At 43.5% G+C, this 19,438-nt stretch carries 13 protein-coding genes; 5 read left to right on the forward strand and 8 right to left on the reverse strand.

The genetic code is table 11. From position 1 onward, the window contains the following. Positions 1-53: 53 nt before the first annotated feature. From ACFQV5_RS08835 to ACFQV5_RS08855, 5 genes are all read right to left on the reverse strand, one after another. Complete coding sequence (locus ACFQV5_RS08835; RefSeq protein WP_379245769.1) at positions 54-710, reverse strand: response regulator; 657 nt, start codon at positions 708-710, stop codon at positions 54-56. Then, the gene (locus ACFQV5_RS08840; protein WP_379245771.1) at positions 710-5,809 is read right to left on the reverse strand and encodes an AAA family ATPase; all 5,100 of its coding nucleotides are present in this window, start codon (positions 5,807-5,809) and stop codon (positions 710-712) included. The genes ACFQV5_RS08835 and ACFQV5_RS08840 overlap by 1 nt, the downstream gene beginning before the upstream one ends. 265 nt (positions 5,810-6,074) lie before the next feature. Next, entirely contained in the window at positions 6,075-7,436 is a 1,362-nt protein-coding gene (locus ACFQV5_RS08845; RefSeq protein ID WP_379246191.1) for an MATE family efflux transporter, read from the reverse strand. 256 nt (positions 7,437-7,692) lie between these two features. Further along, entirely contained in the window at positions 7,693-10,323 is a 2,631-nt protein-coding gene (locus ACFQV5_RS08850) for a cation-translocating P-type ATPase (protein ID WP_379245773.1), read from the reverse strand. Between the two features lie 184 nt (positions 10,324-10,507). Beyond that, positions 10,508-10,828, reverse strand: a complete 321-nt coding sequence (locus ACFQV5_RS08855) for a winged helix-turn-helix transcriptional regulator (RefSeq protein ID WP_379245775.1) — start codon at positions 10,826-10,828, stop codon at positions 10,508-10,510. A gap of 391 nt (positions 10,829-11,219) precedes the next feature. Between ACFQV5_RS08855 and ACFQV5_RS08860 the strand changes: the two genes are divergently transcribed. From ACFQV5_RS08860 to ACFQV5_RS08875, 4 genes are all read left to right on the forward strand, one after another. Continuing rightward, positions 11,220-11,975: an SDR family NAD(P)-dependent oxidoreductase gene (locus tag ACFQV5_RS08860; protein ID WP_379245777.1), complete on the forward strand. Its 756-nt coding sequence runs from the start codon at positions 11,220-11,222 to the stop codon at positions 11,973-11,975. A gap of 98 nt (positions 11,976-12,073) precedes the next feature. After that, complete coding sequence (locus ACFQV5_RS08865; RefSeq protein WP_379245779.1) at positions 12,074-13,342, forward strand: MFS transporter; 1,269 nt, start codon at positions 12,074-12,076, stop codon at positions 13,340-13,342. Positions 13,343-13,810: 468 nt separating this feature from the next. Further along, complete coding sequence (locus tag ACFQV5_RS08870) at positions 13,811-14,566, forward strand: SDR family NAD(P)-dependent oxidoreductase (RefSeq protein WP_379245781.1); 756 nt, start codon at positions 13,811-13,813, stop codon at positions 14,564-14,566. Between the two features lie 92 nt (positions 14,567-14,658). Continuing rightward, positions 14,659-15,921, forward strand: a complete 1,263-nt coding sequence (locus tag ACFQV5_RS08875; RefSeq protein ID WP_379245784.1) for an MFS transporter — start codon at positions 14,659-14,661, stop codon at positions 15,919-15,921. A 70-nt stretch (positions 15,922-15,991) separates the two neighbouring features. Here the strand turns inward: ACFQV5_RS08875 and ACFQV5_RS08880 are convergent, their stop codons facing one another. Further along, complete coding sequence (locus tag ACFQV5_RS08880; protein ID WP_379246225.1) at positions 15,992-16,117, reverse strand: hypothetical protein; 126 nt, start codon at positions 16,115-16,117, stop codon at positions 15,992-15,994. Here ACFQV5_RS08880 and ACFQV5_RS08885 point away from each other — a divergent pair. Then, on the forward strand, positions 16,074-16,481 hold the full coding sequence (locus tag ACFQV5_RS08885) for a DUF2500 domain-containing protein (protein WP_379245786.1): 408 nt from the start codon (positions 16,074-16,076) through the stop codon (positions 16,479-16,481). The two genes, ACFQV5_RS08880 and ACFQV5_RS08885, sit on opposite strands and share 44 nt — an antisense overlap. Positions 16,482-16,572: 91 nt before the next feature. Here ACFQV5_RS08885 and ACFQV5_RS08890 read toward each other — a convergent pair whose 3' ends face one another. Together ACFQV5_RS08890 and ACFQV5_RS08895 are read right to left on the reverse strand one after the other, a co-directional pair. Next, positions 16,573-17,973, reverse strand: coding sequence for a sulfatase family protein (locus ACFQV5_RS08890; protein ID WP_379245788.1), 1,401 nt, complete (start codon positions 17,971-17,973; stop codon positions 16,573-16,575). A 27-nt stretch (positions 17,974-18,000) separates the two neighbouring features. Further along, positions 18,001-19,398 carry a sulfatase family protein gene (locus ACFQV5_RS08895; RefSeq protein ID WP_379245790.1) on the reverse strand — a complete coding sequence of 466 codons (1,398 nt, stop codon included), beginning with the start codon at positions 19,396-19,398 and terminating at the stop codon, positions 18,001-18,003. Between the last annotated feature and the right edge of the window lie 40 nt (positions 19,399-19,438).

Consider the following 19,438-nt stretch of genomic DNA (forward strand, 5'->3'; position numbering starts at 1 on the left):
CGGCCTGATCAGGTCGGGTTTTCTCGCGCTTACGAGTAACTGAGTTACTACGTCTATCCCATTATGGCCTGCAGACGTACAATCGCCTGTGCCCGGTCAACCACTTCTAATTTCCCATAAAGATTACTGATATAATTACGGGCTGTCCCTTCGGCTATGTGTAATGTATCTGCGATTTCACGGTTATTCAGTCCCTGAATAATAAGATGTGCCAACTCCTCTTCCCGCTCAGTTAACTTCATTCGGTTCAGATTCGTTTTCTGGAAATGGGCATAATCATCAGTAAAACGATTCAACCTTCCCGCTAATTTGGCCGCAACGGTTGCCGGAAGAATGAATTGACCCGATACGGTATCTCGAATCGAAGCGATCATCTTATCCGTATCCATGTCTTTCAGCATATAGCCGCTTGCTCCATTCGCCATGCCTTCAACAATATAGTCTTCTTCAATAAAAGTCGTTAATATCAAAATAAATATATTAGGATAGCTAATCTTAATCCGTTTGAGTGCACTTATCCCATCCATAATTGGCATTTGGATATCAAGCATCACCAGGTCTGGTTTAAGCGTTTCCACCAGCTCACAAGCTTCTTCGCCGTTCTTGGCTACGCCTACGACTTCAATATCATCTTCCAAATCCAAAATCGTTCGAAGCCCTTCGCGCGTCAACATCTGATCGTCAGCGATTACAATCTTAATCTTTCTCATTACCTATCCCCACTCCATCGCATAGGATACGGCAGGTCGATGCTTAAGATACAGCCCTGACCAGGCTGTGACTTGATGGATAAGCTGCCGTCCAGGTGTTCCACACGTTCTTTCATCGTATTTAATCCAAATCCCATGGAGACATGACTCGTACCCGTTCCTCGATCCTCAAGCCTGAACTGCAAGCTTGACTGGTCGAGCTTCAAACTAAAGCTGAACTCTTCACTCCCACCATGTTTTATTCCATTGGTCAACCCTTCTTGAAGTGCGTGATAAATCGTCTTCTTATAGGCTGCTGACAAATCAGGAAGATCATCAATGGTCGTGTGGATAATAACTCCCGTGTTCCGCTCTGCATCACGCATCAACTGATTCAACATCTGTCCAAGATCGGCATATTTATCTTGTTTCAGCATATGAACAGATCCGCGGATTTCATTCAAACTGTGACGGACAAGGTCCTGTGCTTCTTTCAGCCTCAGATTAGCACTCACCGGGTCCTTTTGCAGCAGTCTTTTTCCCGCTTCAATCTGAAGGATTGTCGATGTGAGTGTATGCCCCACAATATCATGTATTTCTTGAGCAATCCGGTTTCGCTCTTCATATACAGAAACCTCAGCCAAGGCAGCGGACGTCTCACGCATAGAACGCTCTAGACTCCGTGTCCTTTCTTCAACTTGTTCTTCTAGATTATTGCTAAGCTGTTGAATCCCCGAATAAAGTCTGGCATTCTCGATCGAAATCGCACACTGTGAGCCGAGTAATTTCAATACATCAAGACGCTCTGGAGTAAACACCCCTGTGGACAGCTTGTTCTCCATATAGAGCAGACAGATCAGCTTCTTCTGATGCATAATCGGGAGACATAGAACTGATTTCAAAGCTTTTTTCTTAACATACGCGTTCCGTACAAAACTCCCTTCTCTAGACGCATCATGGAGCACAACTTCCTCTTTAGTTCTTGCTGCATATGCAATAACAGCTGCAGGAACCAAGTCAGGCTCTAGTTCCACAGGGACTGACTTCACGTACAACTCCTCTGCTGAACCATAAGCTTCAATAACCAGTCCATCCCCTTGTTGGAAAATAAGCGCTCCAGAGTCCGCTCCCGCATTTTGAAGCATAATGCGCATCAACGTTTCCAATAGGCTGCTCATCTCCATCTCTCCCGATAATGCTTGTGCGGACATCACAACAGAGAGATAATCGACACTTTCTAAGCCCGATTCACGTCTGGTACTCAGAAGATGACCATACTTTTGCTCCAGATCCGCCGTTTTCGCGGTCGCTCCCCACTTTAGATAAGCTTCGTATGCTTCAGTCATGTAAGTTCTCGCAATCTGCATCTTTCCGTTACGAAGGCCGTACTTGCTGTAACACTCTGCAGCCATCGCTAAATCGTGAATATGACCATACTTACGGGCAGCCTCAATCGATTGTTCATACAACTCTTCTGCCTGACGATTCTTTTGACTTAGCCTTGAGATTTCCGCTTTGATCAGCAAATATTTATGCAAAAAATTTTCCGGGCAACGGTCAGAAGACTGCTTTATCTTCCTTATACGTTTACGCAATTTCGCTCTATACTCGCTTTGTTCTTGAGTTGTTGCATCCTCATAAAGCTGAGTCCACACAAGCGATTCATATGCATATTGAACGGTGTATTCATTGTATCCTTCCCGTGTCTTTAAGATCGCAGCAGATTTCTTCAAAGCTTCATTAGCTTCATGGTACTGACCAAACAAATAACCAGGCACATACTGAAATGAGCAGACAAGCTCTTCTATTATTCGAAACTCATCGCCATGAACCAAATGAGCAAATTCCTCATTCGTTACACTTTCGATCTCAAATGGATCATCTGGTGCACGGTATCCAGTCAACCGTACAAGCAGAGCGACAAGCACCGTAGCCTGCTTCCAATGAAGACTATTATAGTTTCGAAGAAGATCGTCCGAGTGTGCAATCATTCGTTCATAAATCTGCCCAAGTGGATAACCAAATTGCAAAAGTGCTGCACAATTAATCAACAAACTTTGATTGCTGTGCCACAAATCTCCGGATTCTAATCCCACCTTACCGGCATACTCCGAAAATGTCTCAAACATTGTAGGGTCATAACGACGCCAGCTATCGTAACACATGGTAAATGCAGAAATGGTCTTTACGTACAACGTGGGATAAGGTTTAGATACACGACAGGCAAGCATCCCCCATTGATACGCTTGTTCGTACTGACGAAAATGATAATACAAGAACATGGCATATCCAATAAACCCAATCGAAGCCTCCGGCGTCAAGCCGTGATCCAGCGTCAATTCGACAATCGTAAAGTTGGCAGAGAGCCAGGCTTTACGGTTCGTGAAAAAACAAGCATTACCTGTGTGAACCAGTACGGATATCGCTATTTTACGAGCCTCATCGTTCATAGGCGGCAGATCAGCAAGGGAATCGATAGAATATTTTTTTATTTTCCGACTCAAACGCAGCCATTGAAGTGTCAGTTCAAATGAACTTGGATCAAAGTTATGACTTATATTCAATAACTCCAAGGTTTGTCGGCCTAAGGAAATGACTTCTTTATAGTTATCATAGGCTGATTCCAATTGGATTTTCATTGTACACACAATTGCTCGGTCCAAGTTGGTTCTGGCCTTGCTAATCAGCAAATCAAACAACTCAATAGCTGCCGCATAATGTGAGCATAAATACTCTACCTCAGCCCGTTCTCGAAAAGCCCGGAAGACTAGTGAATAGTGATCTTCAAAGCGATCTTCCCCAAGCAGTTCTGTAGCGTTTCTTAAATATCCAAGTGATGTTTCATATGCAGTTAGATGTTTCGCTTTCAAACCTGCTCGTAAGTTTAACTCCGCTACTTTCAGCTTCTCTTCGGCAAGATCTATTCGTGCCCATCCTTGATTCAAATGGTTCACCGCTTCAAACAAATTCGTATTCTGTCCCCCTGGGATCCGTTGTGCCAGAAGTAACCCAATTCGCAAATGCAGGTCGGGACGTTCCGCTTCAAATACGAGGGCATAGGCTGCCTGCTGAATACGATCATGCTGGAATTGATAGGAATGAGGTTCGTCATTCCCCCTGTTGACTGGTTGAAGTAAATGCTCACGTACTGCAATGCGTAACACCTCCTCAAGTTCGTGGAGAGGATTACCGGTGATATGAGAGAGCATTTCCAGATCAAATCGGGTTCCTAATACTGCAGCTCGACTAAGCACATATACAGTTCGGTACGGAAAAAGCTTTAATTTATCCGATAGGTAAGCAGCAGCGGTATCCGGAACACTCATTTCCTTAATGAGTTGTAAATCCCATTGCCAGCATCGACTCGATTCATTAAAGACGATTTGTTTGCCGTCTATTAAATCCTGCAGAAATTGTTTTAGAAAAAAAGGATTCCCCTCTGTCTTATGCTGCAATACGGCTGCCAATTCCTCCAGTTGTTCAAGCTCTTCCGCTTCTGCTGTCCTACCATACATAGCATCTCTTAATAGTTGCTTCAGATCAGGAAGTTCGAGAGCTTTCAGTGGAATGCTGCTCATCACGATGTTGTGTTCTGCTAGATGTACCTCGAGACGATGAAGAGGATGATGAGTTGTAATCTCCTCCTCTCGATATGTTAAAGTAACTAGCAAGTGTTTGGTCTCCCGGTCCTCTAGAAGGTAAGCAAGATATTGAAGCGATGCTTCATCAGTCCAATGAAGATTATCTATAAATAAAACCAACGGATGCTCTTCGTGAAGAAACAGTTGGATGAATCGGTTCATCAGAAGGTGCAAACGCCGCTGAGCTTCAGCAGGTGGCAGTTGCGGTACAGATGGCTGTTGACCAATAAACAATTCCAGTTTCGGAACCAGATCAATAAGCAGCTGTCCCAAACCGTCAACCGCATTCAATATACGAAGCTTCCAGACTTCGGCCTGGATCTTATTTTGCATGAGCAGTTGAGTAATCAATTCTTCCATGATTTGAATCCATATATCATATGGGAGTACGCCATGATGGCTGTCGAACTTACCCATAGCAAAAAAACTGTCAGAGGGTCGTGATTTTTGAAACACTTCCTTTACTAATGAGGTTTTTCCAATCCCCCCCTTACCTCGAACCCAGACCACCTCTACAGCACCATTCGAGACTCTCTGTAGCGCATCTCTCAGACTTTGCTGTTCTGCTTGGTGACCATAGAAATGCTCTGGAAATGACCACTGTTCTGAAGTGTCACGGCTTGCAAGGGTAAATGAGTTCACTTCCCCATTAACACATCTGGTTAGACACTCCTCCAGATCCGACTTCATTCCGAATGCACTCGCGTATCTTTTCTCAGGCATCTTCTTCATACATTTATCAATAATGTCGGACACCGACTCAGGTATAGAAGGAAACCTTCGATGAAGAGGATCGGGTGTAATGGCAAGATGATGATATACAATATCCATTGCATCCTGGGGATCGAAAGGTAAACTCCCGGATAACCATTCGTATAAAACAACACCAAGAGAATAAAAATCCGATCTGAAATCTGGCGTTATCCCTATTCTCCCCGTCTCTTCCGGTGATATATACGGCAGGACAGAGTCCGGCCGACCACTTAACATCGATAAGGGACTCTTGCTCAGGTCTGTTGTGCTCAAACGGATATCTATAAACTTCACTTCACGTGTATTCGGATTAACCAACAGTGAAGAAGGAGTTATTTCATGTAGTGTAATGTTCTCGCGATGGAGCTGCATTAGACAATCAGCTGCAGCGGCAGCGATACTTAACCGATCCGGTAGCCCTAAAGAGTGAGCATTCGTGCTCAGTATCCATTCCAATGTGCTTCCCCCGATGTCGTGCAAGAACAGGACAGGCCGATTCGCAACATATTCTAGGCTATATGCTTCTACCGTTCCTCGCCCCTCAAGTCTAGTCAGCAAGTCGTACTCGTAACGAAAAGCATCTATCATATCAGAGCCAGGATACTCTTCACATGTTGTCTTTGCGAGTACGATTAGACCATCTTCATGGCGGAGCAGCCTGCATATATAAATCTCTTCACTCTTGCCTATAACTTCTAACATTTGATAACCCGGCATTTCGATCATTAAGATGCAACTCCCCCGCTAGCATAAATATAGCCAGAACGTTAACTGAGCAATTCCATGTTACAATTTTCCAAATATATTTCTATCAAGTATAACATTGGATATCGCCTAAGATTAACCTCCTAAATATATGATAATGTGCGTCCGGCAAATAGTGAGTGCTGTCATGATTGTTGTCATATGACATCACATCAACAAAAACAAGCTGGTTCCTGTTAAGATAGGAACCAGCTTGTTTGGCAGTTATTTGATTGGGTTCTGTTGATTAAATAAGTTTATGTGCATACCACTTCTTCCCTCGGAAGCGCCACAAGAAGATTACTCCACGGACACCCCATTCACAGTTCATCGCAAGCCAGACGCCGAGTATTCCAATGCCCATCACAATACCCAGCACATAACCTAGCACGACCCGGAACATCCACATGGTCATCATTGAAGTAAGGGAAGTGAACCGTGAGTCTCCCGCCGCCCGAAGTGCGGAAGGTAGAATGAAACTGATCGGCCACAGTGCGATCTGGACGATAGTGGTGATAAGTAGAAGCAAGAAAATATCATTCACAATTTCGGCAGGAGGATCAAATATACCTACAAGCGGCCGGAACAATGGCATTAAGATTAAACCGATCACAGCCAGCGAACAAGAGCCCAGCCAGAGAAAAGATTTAATAAACTTTCGGGCATCTGCAATATTCTCCCGTCCGATGCATTGTCCAACAACCGTGACAACGGTTAACGATAACGCACTTGCCGGCACTTGAAACATGCTAGCGAGAGAGGAAGCGATCGCGTTCGTCGCTATAGCATACGTGCCCAAGCTAACAATAAATACTTGAGTTAATATCTTCCCACCGTTAAAGAACATCTGCTCCGCTGCAAATGGAAGACCGATAAACATAATCTTACGCAGCATCGACAGAGAAATGTGAAACAGATCGCGAACACGCAGATGAAATGTAATATCCACTTTGAATAAGTAATAAAGAGCACAAAACGCCCCTACATACCGGGCGATATTTACAGCGAGTGTCATCCCAAACACACCCATCTGCATAAAGTTGATGAACACCACGTTAAGCACAACATATATCAAATTCATCGTTAAGGAAAGAACCAGAGACGCCCGGGTCTTCCCAATACCTCTCAAGGCCCCGCAAACTGCCTGAACGATGGCGATGCCTACATAAGAGGCACTACTTCCGATCAAGTACACACGTGCATTCTCCAACACGTCAGGTGAAGCTGAACCAAACAACATGTGGAGCACAGGGTTATGTAATCCCATGATCAACAAACCGATTCCCAGAGCCATCAGGGCAACCGATGTTACCGTTCCGGCCGCAGCCCGGGATACCATCTGGTCATTGCCGCTTCCTTTATACTGTGCTACCACAACCGTTCCCCCGGTCGCGACGGCTACAAACACATTGATCAAAAAAATATTCAGCGAATCAACCATGTTTACGGCGCTGACCGCTCCCACTCCTGACGAACTGATCATAGCGGTATTGACCAGATTCAGTCCGACAATAAAAGCCTGATCGATCAAAATCGGAAGAAACAGAGCAAATATCTGCCTGTAATCCATCGACTCCCCCGAAAAGTGCTTCTCCAGAAAGCCATTCATTCGTAAAATGGACTGTTTCAAGTCATCACATTCTTTTCTATTGAAATGGAAAAAACCCTTCAATCGAAGAGCTTCTTTGCATAGGTATTCTTAAATAAATTCAGGGCGGATTACCCTCATTATTTGATTGAGGATATCACTACTGCCGTATTCTGTCAATGAAACAAGCTACACTTTAACCGCCTAATGTACCATGAAAAAGGGGTATCCCGCAGGCTATGAATTAGCTGTTTGGAATACCCCTGCTTTTTGTCACTCACGCTTCCTTCGTTCTGTTCATTCGTACGAATACTTTAATAACCTCATTGATAATAAGCGGAATTAACGCTAATCCAATGACAAGCAGCCAATCGGCCAGATGAAGATTTTGCACCTTAAATGCTTCAGCCAGGAATGGAATGCTGATCGAAATATATTGCAGAAGTAAACCTGCAACCACAGCACCAACCAGCAGTTTATTTGAGAACAATCCAACTTGAAAGATGGATTTTGTTGAACTTCTCTTCGAAAAAGCGTAAAACAGCTGGGAAGCCGCAAGGACAACAAAGGCCATGGTTCGTGCATAAGTCATCGCATCATCAGGGATAGCATCCGAACCTAAGCTATACCCGTACTCCTGTAATCCCAAATGAAAAGCGAATAACGTTAATGAACCGATCAGAATTCCTCCAAGTACGGCATTCAGAGCAGCGCCCCCTGCGAAGAAGCTCTCTTTAGGATCTCTAGGCTTCTTCTTCATCACATCCGGTTCGCCTGGATCAACACCAAGTGCAATCGCAGGTAATGTATCTGTCACCAGATTGATCCAAAGAATCTGAGTCGCAAGAAGCGGCAGAGGCCAGAAGAACAGAATGGATGCAAGGATCGCAACAACCTCGCCGAAGTTACACGCCAGCAGAAAGGTAACTGTCTTTCTTATATTAGAATAGATGTTTCTCCCTTCCTTGATCGCATGAACGATCGTCGTGAAGTTATCATCGGTCAATATCATGTCACTTGCGCCTTTGGATACATCGGTTCCCGTGATACCCATAGCAACACCAATATCAGCATTTTTTAATGAAGGAGCATCGTTTACCCCATCGCCTGTCATGGAAACGATATTTCCTTGTGCCCTATAAGCCTTTACGATCTTCACCTTATGTTCTGGCGAGACGCGTGCAAAGACTCTAATATGTTTTATCTTCTCTTCAAACTCTTTCTCCGACAATTCATCAATCTCAGCACCTGTCATACTCTGCTCAATTGATGTTGCAATATCCAGCTCTTTTGCGATAGCGACAGCCGTATTCTTATGATCCCCTGTGATCATCACAGGCGTAATACCTGCCCTTTTCGCTTCCCGGATAGAATCTTTAACTTCAAGTCTTGGTGGATCAATCATGCCTACAAATCCAAGTATCGTAAGGTCTTTCTCCATTTCATCCGGGTCCAGAAGAACGTCTGTATCCTTAAATGCCGCAGCCAATACCCTCAAAGCTTCATCAGACATGTCTTCTGCTGCTTTCACATATTGCTGCTTCAACTCTTCAGTCAAAGGCACAACCTCTCCATTTACGACTGCAGAAGTGGAGATTTTCAGAAGCTGATCAATGGCTCCCTTGGTATGTACACGATATCCCTTTCGTGTCTGATTCAAGGTGGACATGAGCTTACGATCGGAATCAAATGGCTTTTCGGATACCCTCTTATATTCAGCTTCAAGAGATTTTTTTGAAATATTGTTTTCTTGTCCGTACACAACTAAAGCGACTTCCGTAGGATCTCCGGTCCCCTGTCCGTTCTCATAGGTAGCATCTGAACATAATACAAAGGTTTTAATGAGTTCTACAGGTGGTTCATCACCTAGCGGAGTCGCGGTGTGGTACTTCACCACTGTCATCTTATTCTGTGTCAGTGTGCCTGTTTTATCGGAACAGATAATATTGACGGAACCTAAAGTCTCAACAGCCGGCAGCTTCTTCACAATCGCGTTGATCTTGGACATCCTTGTCACACCAAGCGCTAATACGATAGCCACGATTGCCGGCAGACCTTCCGGAATAGCTGCTACCGCTAAACTGATCGCTGTCAGAAACAGCTCGAACAGATCCCTCTTTTGAATGAGGCCGATAACAAAAATAAGCACACAGATGCCAATCGCAATAAATCCTAAAGTCTTGCCGAGTTCCTCTAATTTCTTCTGCAGTGGGGTCATTTGCTGAGTATCTTCGTCAAGAATTTCAGCGATTTTACCCATTTCTGTGTCCATAGCAGTACCTACTACCACACCTTCCCCTCTTCCGTAAGTAACGAGGGTAGACATAAAGGCCATGTTAGACATGTCACCAATAGGTGTCTTGGGATCTTCGAGAAGCGCGCTAGCATCTTTATCCGAAGGTACGGATTCACCAGTTAAAGCAGATTCCTCAATTTGAAGGTTAGCACTCTCCAATAGCCTTAAATCTGCAGGAATATACCTCCCGGCGTCTAAGATGACGATATCTCCTGGAACGATCTCCACAGAATCGATCTCTTTCACTTCACCATCGCGCCTGACAAGTGATCTAGGTGTTGTCATTTGTTGCAGCGCTTCTATTGCTTTCTCCGCCTTATGTTCCTGGAACACACCGATAGCCGCATTAAGCAGTACGACGGCGAGAATGATGATAGCGTCCATGAATTCACCAACGATCACGGTGACTACAGCTGCACCCAAGAGTACATAGATCAGCATATCTTTTAGCTGTGCAAAGAACAGGGCGACCATGCTCTTCTTGGGCTTGCCCTTCAGTTGGTTTGGACCATACTGATCTAATCTGGCTCTCGCTTCTTCAGTGGTTAAACCTGCGTCAGGGCTTACTTTTAAGTTCTGAAGGACCTCTTCTTGCGATTTTGAATACCACATTACGGACACCTCTTATTATGGGTTGTTAACTAAACCGTATCTAAGGGTATTGTAAACCTAATGAAGGAAAAATAATCGCGAAATAAGACACAACCCCTCACTCCCAAATAAAAAAAGCCCATAATATTTTGCTTTTATGGGCTTGTGCAGGAACGAATCCTGCGACTATGCAATTATATATGCATTACAACCATTTCTTAGCCCACATTTCGACAGTTCGAAGTGAAGCTCCTAACTCATTTCCCATCCTAGTTAAAGAATACTCTGTCCTGACGGGGCGATCTGTGATTACATTTCGTAATACAAGTCCACAATCTTCTAGTTCTTTCATCCGCTCATTTAGCATTCGCTTGCTCAAATCAGGTATAGCAACATGAATTTCACTGAACCTTTTCGGTTCAGTCATTAAGGTATGGATGATTAAGCCCATCCACTTTTTACACAATATTTCGTAACATCTCTCTACTTTTTTGTACAATTCATGTTTCTTGTCCTCTTCAGTCATTTCGAACACCTCCAGACGATAAGAATTACAGTCTATATGGGTATCATTGGTAACTCAGGAATAAAAAATATCCGTATATTATTATATCATACAGTATCTTCCTGAAAAGAACTCTCAACTAAGTTCTTTAATTCACAAGATTGACACATATATATAAAAGGCGTAATATTGGTTACGTTAAGTAACTAATATATCTAAAGTGTCCTTGGTATGATCTCAGGAAGTGCCGACACGAAAATTGCGCTCAGTCGTATGATTGGATTAAAACCCGCTGGTTTCATTTTTGGGTGAATCCTTAATCAGTTTTACTATGGGTTTAATCAAGTGAAAGCGTTTACATTTTAGATATTTAACGGAATACATTTATCTTTACAAAAAGGAGCTCACAGCTATGAAAAAACTAGAAGGAAAAGTAGCTATTATTACAGGTGGAGCTGGCGGAATCGGTAAAGGCATGGCAACGGCTTTCGTTAAAGAAGGCGCTAAAGTAGTCATTATCGATCTTAATGAAGAAACAGGTAATCAGACGATTAAAGAATTGCAAGAATATCAATCTGATTGTCTCTTTATCCAAGCTAACCTCACTGAGCATGACAAACTAGCAGGTATTGTGGATCGTGTCGTTAAACATTACGGCAAACTCGATATCCTAGTAAACAATGCTCACGCTTCCCGAAATGTACCTTTCTTAGAAACAACACAAAAAGATTTCGATCTCTCTTTCAACACAGGCTTCTACCCAACATTCTACTTCATGCAAGCAGCTTTCCCTTATCTGAAAGAAACAAAAGGTAAAATCATCAACTTTGCTTCTGGTGCTGGTATTAATGGAGATGCTAATCAAGTTTCCTATGCGGCTGCTAAAGAAGCAATTCGTGCGACTACCCGCGTAGCAGCAAACGAATTTGGTCCTTTCGGCATCAATGTTAATCTCATTGCTCCGATTGCTAAATCCCCTGGTATGCTTCAATGGGCTGAAGAACACCCAGAATATTATCAATCCATGCTGTCTAAGATTCCTTTGAGAAGATTAGGTGAGGTTGAAGAGGATATCGGACGAGTGGCTGTATTCTTGGCTAGCGAAGATTCCGATTATATCACTGGACAGACGATTATGGTTGATGGTGGATCCATTAAACTGCGTTAATTTAAAATCAAATAGGAATGCCCTGTGCTAGAGAGCATTCCCAATTTATATCAATATATAAAATTTATATATGCCTTTAGGCTAAATAAGGAGTTAACATGAACAACAACAAGAAAAAGTTCCACTGGGCTTGGTGGATACTCATAGGCGCTTCAATCATGGTTGGTTTAACAAGAGGCGGTCTTAATAGCTCCGGCGGCTTGTTCCTATCACCAATCACAAATGATTTAGGTATTAGTATGGGAAGTTTGACGATTTATTTCAGTATTGCTGCTATTGTTACGATGGTTTTCTTGCCAATCGCCGGTAAACTTATGGCTAAATACAATCTACGAGCATTATTAATTGTTGCAGCTGTATTGCAAGCAGGTTCATTCGCTATGTTCGGTTTCATGGATTCGGTATGGGGCTGGTACTTGTTCTCGATCCCTATGGCCATCGGTGCGGTATTCATGACTCAAATGGCAGGTCCGGTACTCATCAACAACTGGTTTAAAAAGAATAAAGGATTAATGATCGGTATTATGATGGCTGTATCTGGTGGATTAGGCGCTGTACTTCAACCGATTATTGGTAGCTTAATTGTTAACCAAGGCTGGAGAAACACGTATTTCATCATTGGACTAGGCGTCCTGGTTATCATTATTCCAGTTATATTCTTTACCCTCAGATTGTCTCCAAAAGAGAAAGGCTTACAACCTTATGGAGCAGATGAAGTAACTAATGAAGAACAAGAAAACAAAGCACCCGCACTAGAAACAGGAGTTACACTTAAAGCAGCAAGGAAATCCTCTGCATTCTTTGCACTAATTGTATTCTTCTTCTTTATTACTGCTATTGGTTGTATCGCACAGCACATTCCAACCTACGCAACAGAAGAACTAGGTTACAGCGGCACATTCGCAGGTAATGCAATGGCTGGTTGGATGTTTGGTGCATTAGTCGGAGCTTTGGCGTTTGGCTTCTTAACCGACAAAATCGGTGCGAAAAACACAGGAATCTTTGCTATGATACTTGGTTTAGTTCCTGTTGTGATGTTAATAACATCAGCAAGTAACCCTACGATATTCTCCATTGCTATGGTTATATTCGGATTTGTCGTTGCATCGATCGGAACATTAGGGCCCTTGCTCACATCTGCATTATTCGGTAATAAAGAATACAGTCAGATTTATGCGAATATAGCTCTAGGTTTGGCAGTTGCATCGGTTGTTGCCTTGCCAGCTTACGGATATGTTTTTGATGCTTTTCATTCTTATAATCCCGTACTATATGCTATCGCCGTTATGCTAGTGATTAACATCGTACTTCTTATCGTTGCATTCAACGGTAAGAAAAAACTCGAAAAAGCAGGCGAGTGGAACTAATACAAATAGAGATTTCCTTTCGAGGAGATCTCTTTTTTATATAAAAAAATATTAACTTCGCATTAGACGTTTACCACTATAACATTTTACCTCCCTTTCCCTTATACACATATGAGATATAGCACACATCCCGCTTCCAATAATTGAAATTGTAGTGAATCGTTGAACTGCTTAAACGGCTTCTATGACCTTCTCTTTGCAGCTAAATAAGTTCTTTTATTCACAAGATTGACACATATAAATACATAATGTAAGATGGTTACATAAAGTAACTAAATATTAAAAAGTAAATTATGATTCCGCTCAGGAGGTACTTCAATGAACGTTGCGCTCACCCATTGGGGAACAGGAAAGAAACCTATTTAGAGGTAATATTCCCCCACTCAAACAAGTACGAACCAAGCGTTAATAGTTAGAAAATATGCATTTAAATGAACCTTACCATATATCACAGAGGAGATTACTACAATGAAAAAACTAGACGGAAAAGTAGCGATTATTACTGGCGGAGCTGGCGGTATTGGTAAAGGAATGGCAACGGCTTTCGTTAAAGAAGGTGCCAAAGTCGTTATTATCGACCTGAATGAAGAGTTGGGCAACCAAAGCATATTGGAACTGCAAGAATACCAGCCTGACTCGATGTTCATTCAAGCCAATCTATCTGAACATGACAAGCTAGCTGGTATTGTGGATCAAGTTGTTAAACATTATGGAAAACTCGATATCCTAGTAAACAACGCTCATGCATCCCGAATGAACTCGATCCAGGACACTACACAACAAGATTTCGATCTATCTTTCAACACTGGATTCTATCCAACATTCTACTTGATGCAAGCTGCATTCCCTTACCTGAAAGAAACAAAAGGTAATATCATCAACTTTGCTTCTGGTGCTGGTATTAATGGAGACGTTAATCAAGTTTCATACGCAGTTGCCAAAGAAGCGATTCGTGCAGCGACTCGCGTAGCAGCCAATGAATTCGGTCCATTCGGTATCAATGTAAACATCATTTCTCCAATCGCTAAATCTCCTGGAATGGTTCAATGGGCAGAAGCAAACCCCGAGTACTATCAAGGTATGCTAGCTAAGATTCCTTTAAGAAGACTGGGTGAACTGGAAGAGGATATCGGTCGTGTTGCTGTATTCTTGGCAAGTGAAGATTCTTCATATATTACAGGTCAAACCATCATGGTTGATGGCGGATCTATTAAACTACGTTAATGAATTAAATAGGATTGCTTTTGTGCTAGAAAGCAATCCTACCCTGATAAAAAATCACATAAATGCACTTAACAAGGAAATGAGGAGACAGCATGAACAACAACAAGAAAAAATTCCACTGGGCTTGGTGGATTCTAATAGGTGCTTCATTAATGGTCGGGTTTACAAGAGGTGGACTGAATAGCGCAGGTGGTTTATTCCTACCATCTGTTACAGAAGATTTAGGTATTAGTATGGGGAGCTTAACGTTATATTTTAGTATTGCCTCCATTGTTACCATGATATTCTTACCGATCGCCGGTAAGATGATTGCTAAATACAATATACGGATGTTACTGATTGGTGCCGTTATACTGCAAGCAGGTTCTTTTGCAATGTTCGGTTTCATGAATTCGGTATGGGGTTGGTATTTGTTCTCTATTCCAATGTCCATCGGTGCTGTCTTTCTTACCCAGATGGCTGGACCCGTACTCATTAACAATTGGTTTAAAAAGAATAAAGGTCTCATGATCGGTGTTATGATGGCTGTATCTGGTGGATTCGGGGCAGTACTTCAACCGATGGTAGGTAACTTGATTGATAGTGAGGGTTGGAGAAACACATATATCATCATTGGATTACTCGTTATGGCGGTCGTTATCCCGGTGGTATTCTTCACGATCAGAATGTCTCCTAAAGAAAAAGGTTTGCAGCCTTACGGTGCAGATGAAGTAAACGAAGACACAGTATCGAATACACCGGTTCTAGAAAAGGGCGTTTCGCTAGCTGTAGCCAAGAAATCTTCGGCTCTCTATGCGTTGATTGTATTCTTCTTCTTTATCACAGCGATCGGAAGCTTCGCTCAACACGTCCCAACCTTCGCAGACGGACTCGGTTATGATGTTAAATTTTCAGGAAATGCCATGGCTGGATGGATGTTCGGTGCGTTAATCGGGGCTCTAGCTTTCGGATACCTAACAGATAAAATTGGTGCGAGAAATACAGCACTCTTCGCCATGGTACTAGGTCTAGCTCCTGTCACGATTCTAATAACTGTTGCTGACAATCCAGTCATGTTCCAGATTGCTACGGTGATATTTGGATTTGTCGTAGCTTCGATTGGAACCCTTGGTCCCTTGCTCACATCTGCTCTATTCGGCAATAAAGAATACGGTCAGATTTATGCGAACGTAGCGTTAGGCTTGGCTGTAGCAGGGATTGTCGCTCTACCTGGTTATGGATATATCTATGATTTAACAGGTTCTTATTCTTCTGTCCTCTACGCGATTGCGGTTATGTTTATCATTAACATATTCCTCATCATCGCAGCATTTAAGGGTAAAAAGAAACTTGAGCAAGCTGGCCATTGGAATTAATCGAATATCGCATTCGTGTACGGCGCAATACAAACAGCAGGGATCTCCTCATGAGGAGATCCCTCTTTCTTTATTTTCCATATTTCGAAACATAATGACCCGGTTTACCGTACATATAATCAATCAGAAGAATAATAGGAGGAATTTCACCCATGATATCCCAAGGGCCGTCTTTCGGTGGAGGATTTGATTTCATGTTCACACTTATCCCCATAATCATTATTATTGTGTTCGTCATTGTTATTATTGGTGCAATTTCAAGAGGTGCCCGGCATGTCAAAAATGCCACATCACCCCAAACATCCCTGTATGCAAAAGTTATCGCCAAGCGTATGGAGGTTCGTAATCATTCCAATCACCATAACCATAACGACATGATGCATTCTCATAATTCTTCCAGAACGTATTACTACATCACCTTGGAATTCGATAACGGTGAACGTAAGGAATATCTTGATGTGAAGAATTTGTTCGGTCTCGTAGTGGAGGGGGATACTGGATATGCGGCTGTCCAAGGTGAATGGATCGTCGCTTTCCAACGCGAGCTTGAGAGTCGGTAATTGTGCTCACCTCTACTAATAAAAAGGCGACCCTTGCAGGTCGCCTTTTTCAAATTCCAAAGCATCTTATACCACATACCAGCCATGGCCGCTAATCAATCTGCTCCACCGGCTCATCGAGCACAGCTCGCTGCAGTGAGGCAAGCTCTTCCTTTAACTGCTCCGCAATCTCCGCATAGTCCGGATTACCGTACACATTATTCATCTCATAATGATCCTTCGCAAGGTCGAACAGTTCCCATTCTGGCGGTCTATTCTCATCCTTGGAGCCTGCCGTTCCTAATGCTTCCGCGTAATAATAGATCAGCTTATATTGGCGCGTGCGTATGCCGTAATGCGAATATACATTATGATGGTCGTCCAGATGCATCCAGTACCGATAGTACATTGCCGTTCGCCAGTCATCCGGTGTGGCGCCCTCTAGCACAGTGCGCAAGCTATGCCCCTGCATATCAGAAGGAGCTGCGATGCCTGCATAATCCAGAAACGTCTGTGCAAAATCCACATTCAGACTCATCGCATCCGTTACCGAACCAGGCTTGATGCTGCGCGGATACTTAACAACAAACGGCATCCGGAGCGACTCCTCGTACATGAACCGCTTATCGAACCAGCCATGATCGCCAAGGAAGAAGCCCTGATCGGACGTATAAATAACAATGGTATCCTCTGCAAGACCTTCGCTTTCCAGATAATCGAGCAGCCTGCCGACATTATCATCAATGGACGCAACACAGCGAAGATAATCCTTCATATAGCGCTGATACTTCCATCGCTTTTCCTCAATCAAAGACAATCCTTCTGGCGGCTTCCCCTTTGTGTCACTCTCCAGCATATCTTCAATACGCATATTGGCTTCAACCGCTGCCTGTGCGCGTGTTGCATAGTCGTCATAGAAGGTATCTGGCTCTGGGATATCAACATCCGCATACATATGCCGATGCTTCTCATCCGGTACCCACGGTCGATGCGGCGCTTTATGATGGCACATTAACATGAAGGGTTTTCGCTCATCCCGCTTCTCCAGCCAATCCAGACAATGATCTGTAATCAGATTGGTCACATAACCGCTATACTGCTTCTGCTGTCCCATTTCAATAAATGTCGGATCATAATAATCACCTTGTCCTACAATCACATTCCAATAGTCGAATCCGGTAGGATCAGCATTCCCGCCATGCCCTAAATGCCATTTGCCAACCATAGCTGTCTGATAGCCGCCTTCTTGAAGAAGCTTCGGAAATGTCATCTGTCTCCCGTCGAAATGCTCATCTATCGACTTTACTCCGTTTAGATGATTATACTTTCCCGTCAAAATAGCGGCCCTGCTCGGCGAACATATCGAATTCGTACAAAAGCAGTTATCGAAACGAATACCCTCACTTGCAATCCGGTCAATATTCGGTGTTGTGTTCACCTTACTCCCGTAACAACTCATGGCATGTGCAGCATGATCATCAGACATGATAAATACAATATTCGGTTGTTTCATGATTAGAAATTCCCATCCTTTCGCACTTTACATCTCGGGTAATAACACCGGTTCATCCTGCAATATGTCGTTATGATTGTGCATCCAGATCGTCAGCTCAGCGGCAAGCCGCTCTATCACTTCGGCATGCGCTACCTCTCCTGACAAATCTTTCGTTTCCCATGGATCCGTCTCTAAATCAAATAGCTGCAGACGATTAACTCCTGTATCCGTAGCCGGTGAATAATAATACCGGATGAGCTTCCATTTTCCATCTGTCACCATACGCTGCACATCGCGATAGACAGAGCATACGACGCGGCGCAAGTCAGCAGAGGTATCGCCGATAAGGCTAGGCACCATGCTAATTCCCTCCACCTCCGGTGGGATTTGAATACCGCATAATTCCGCAACCGTCGGAAAAATATCGATGTTGCTGACCGGCACGAGCTCCCTCTCCCCTGCCCTGACCTTCGGTCCCTTCACGATGAGCGGAATTCGAACACTGTGTTCATACATGTTCTGCTTGCCCATCAAGCCGTGTTGCCCTATCGCAATGCCATGATCCGCGGTATATACAAAGATCGTATCTTTATAAATCCCTTTCGCCTTCAGTGCTGCAATCACTCGGCCAATCTCCGTATCTAGATGAGTAATGATCCCGTAATAATCCGCAATATGCTGACGAATCTCATCCTCATTCCTTGGGAGAGCTGCTAAATGTTCATCTCTGACTGTCATATCTCCGGTATCAAAAGGATGCTTATCCTTATAATTGTGAGGTAATGGAATATCCTTCGGATCGTACATACTCGCATAAGGCTCAGGTGATGTTCTAGGATCGTGAGGCGCCGTATAAGCCACGTACAAATAAAACGGCTCTTCTTCTTTATAATCTTCAATGAAACGAACAGCAGCGTTCGTGAATAATTCGGTTGAGAAGGTATGCTCCACATACTGCCTCTCTAAAGGATATTCACCCTTTGGATCAAAATCCTGAACCGGAACCTCCGTGTGCTCGCTCATACCATGAAAGAACAGTTTGTCGCCGCCAACAAAGCTGCGGGCAAAGCTTCCCTTATCGTTATGCCATTTGCCGATTGCATGCGTATGATACCCTGCAGCCCGCATAGCCTGAGGCATGAGCGGTACATCTGGCCTGATGATCACACTATGATCCCATGACATCACATCTCTGCCGATCATGGCATTAAAGACTGACATTCCCGAATTTACGCATGCACGGCTCGGTGCACACACCGCTCCGGTCAGACCGCCAAAAATATGTGTATTTCCAAATGACGTCCCTTCTGCTGCCAATGCATCCAGTACGGGTGTAGATATCACATCATTACCGAATGCCCCAATTGCCTCTGCACGATGATCATCAGCGATAATAAATACAACATTCGGCTTACGTGTCGTGCTCGCTTGATTGTCTTTCATTGCTATTTCTCCTTTAGTGGCTAGTTAAGTTATGTGTATG

The organism is Paenibacillus sp. GCM10028914, from assembly GCF_042666275.1.
Classification (GTDB): domain Bacteria; phylum Bacillota; class Bacilli; order Paenibacillales; family Paenibacillaceae; genus Paenibacillus_AQ.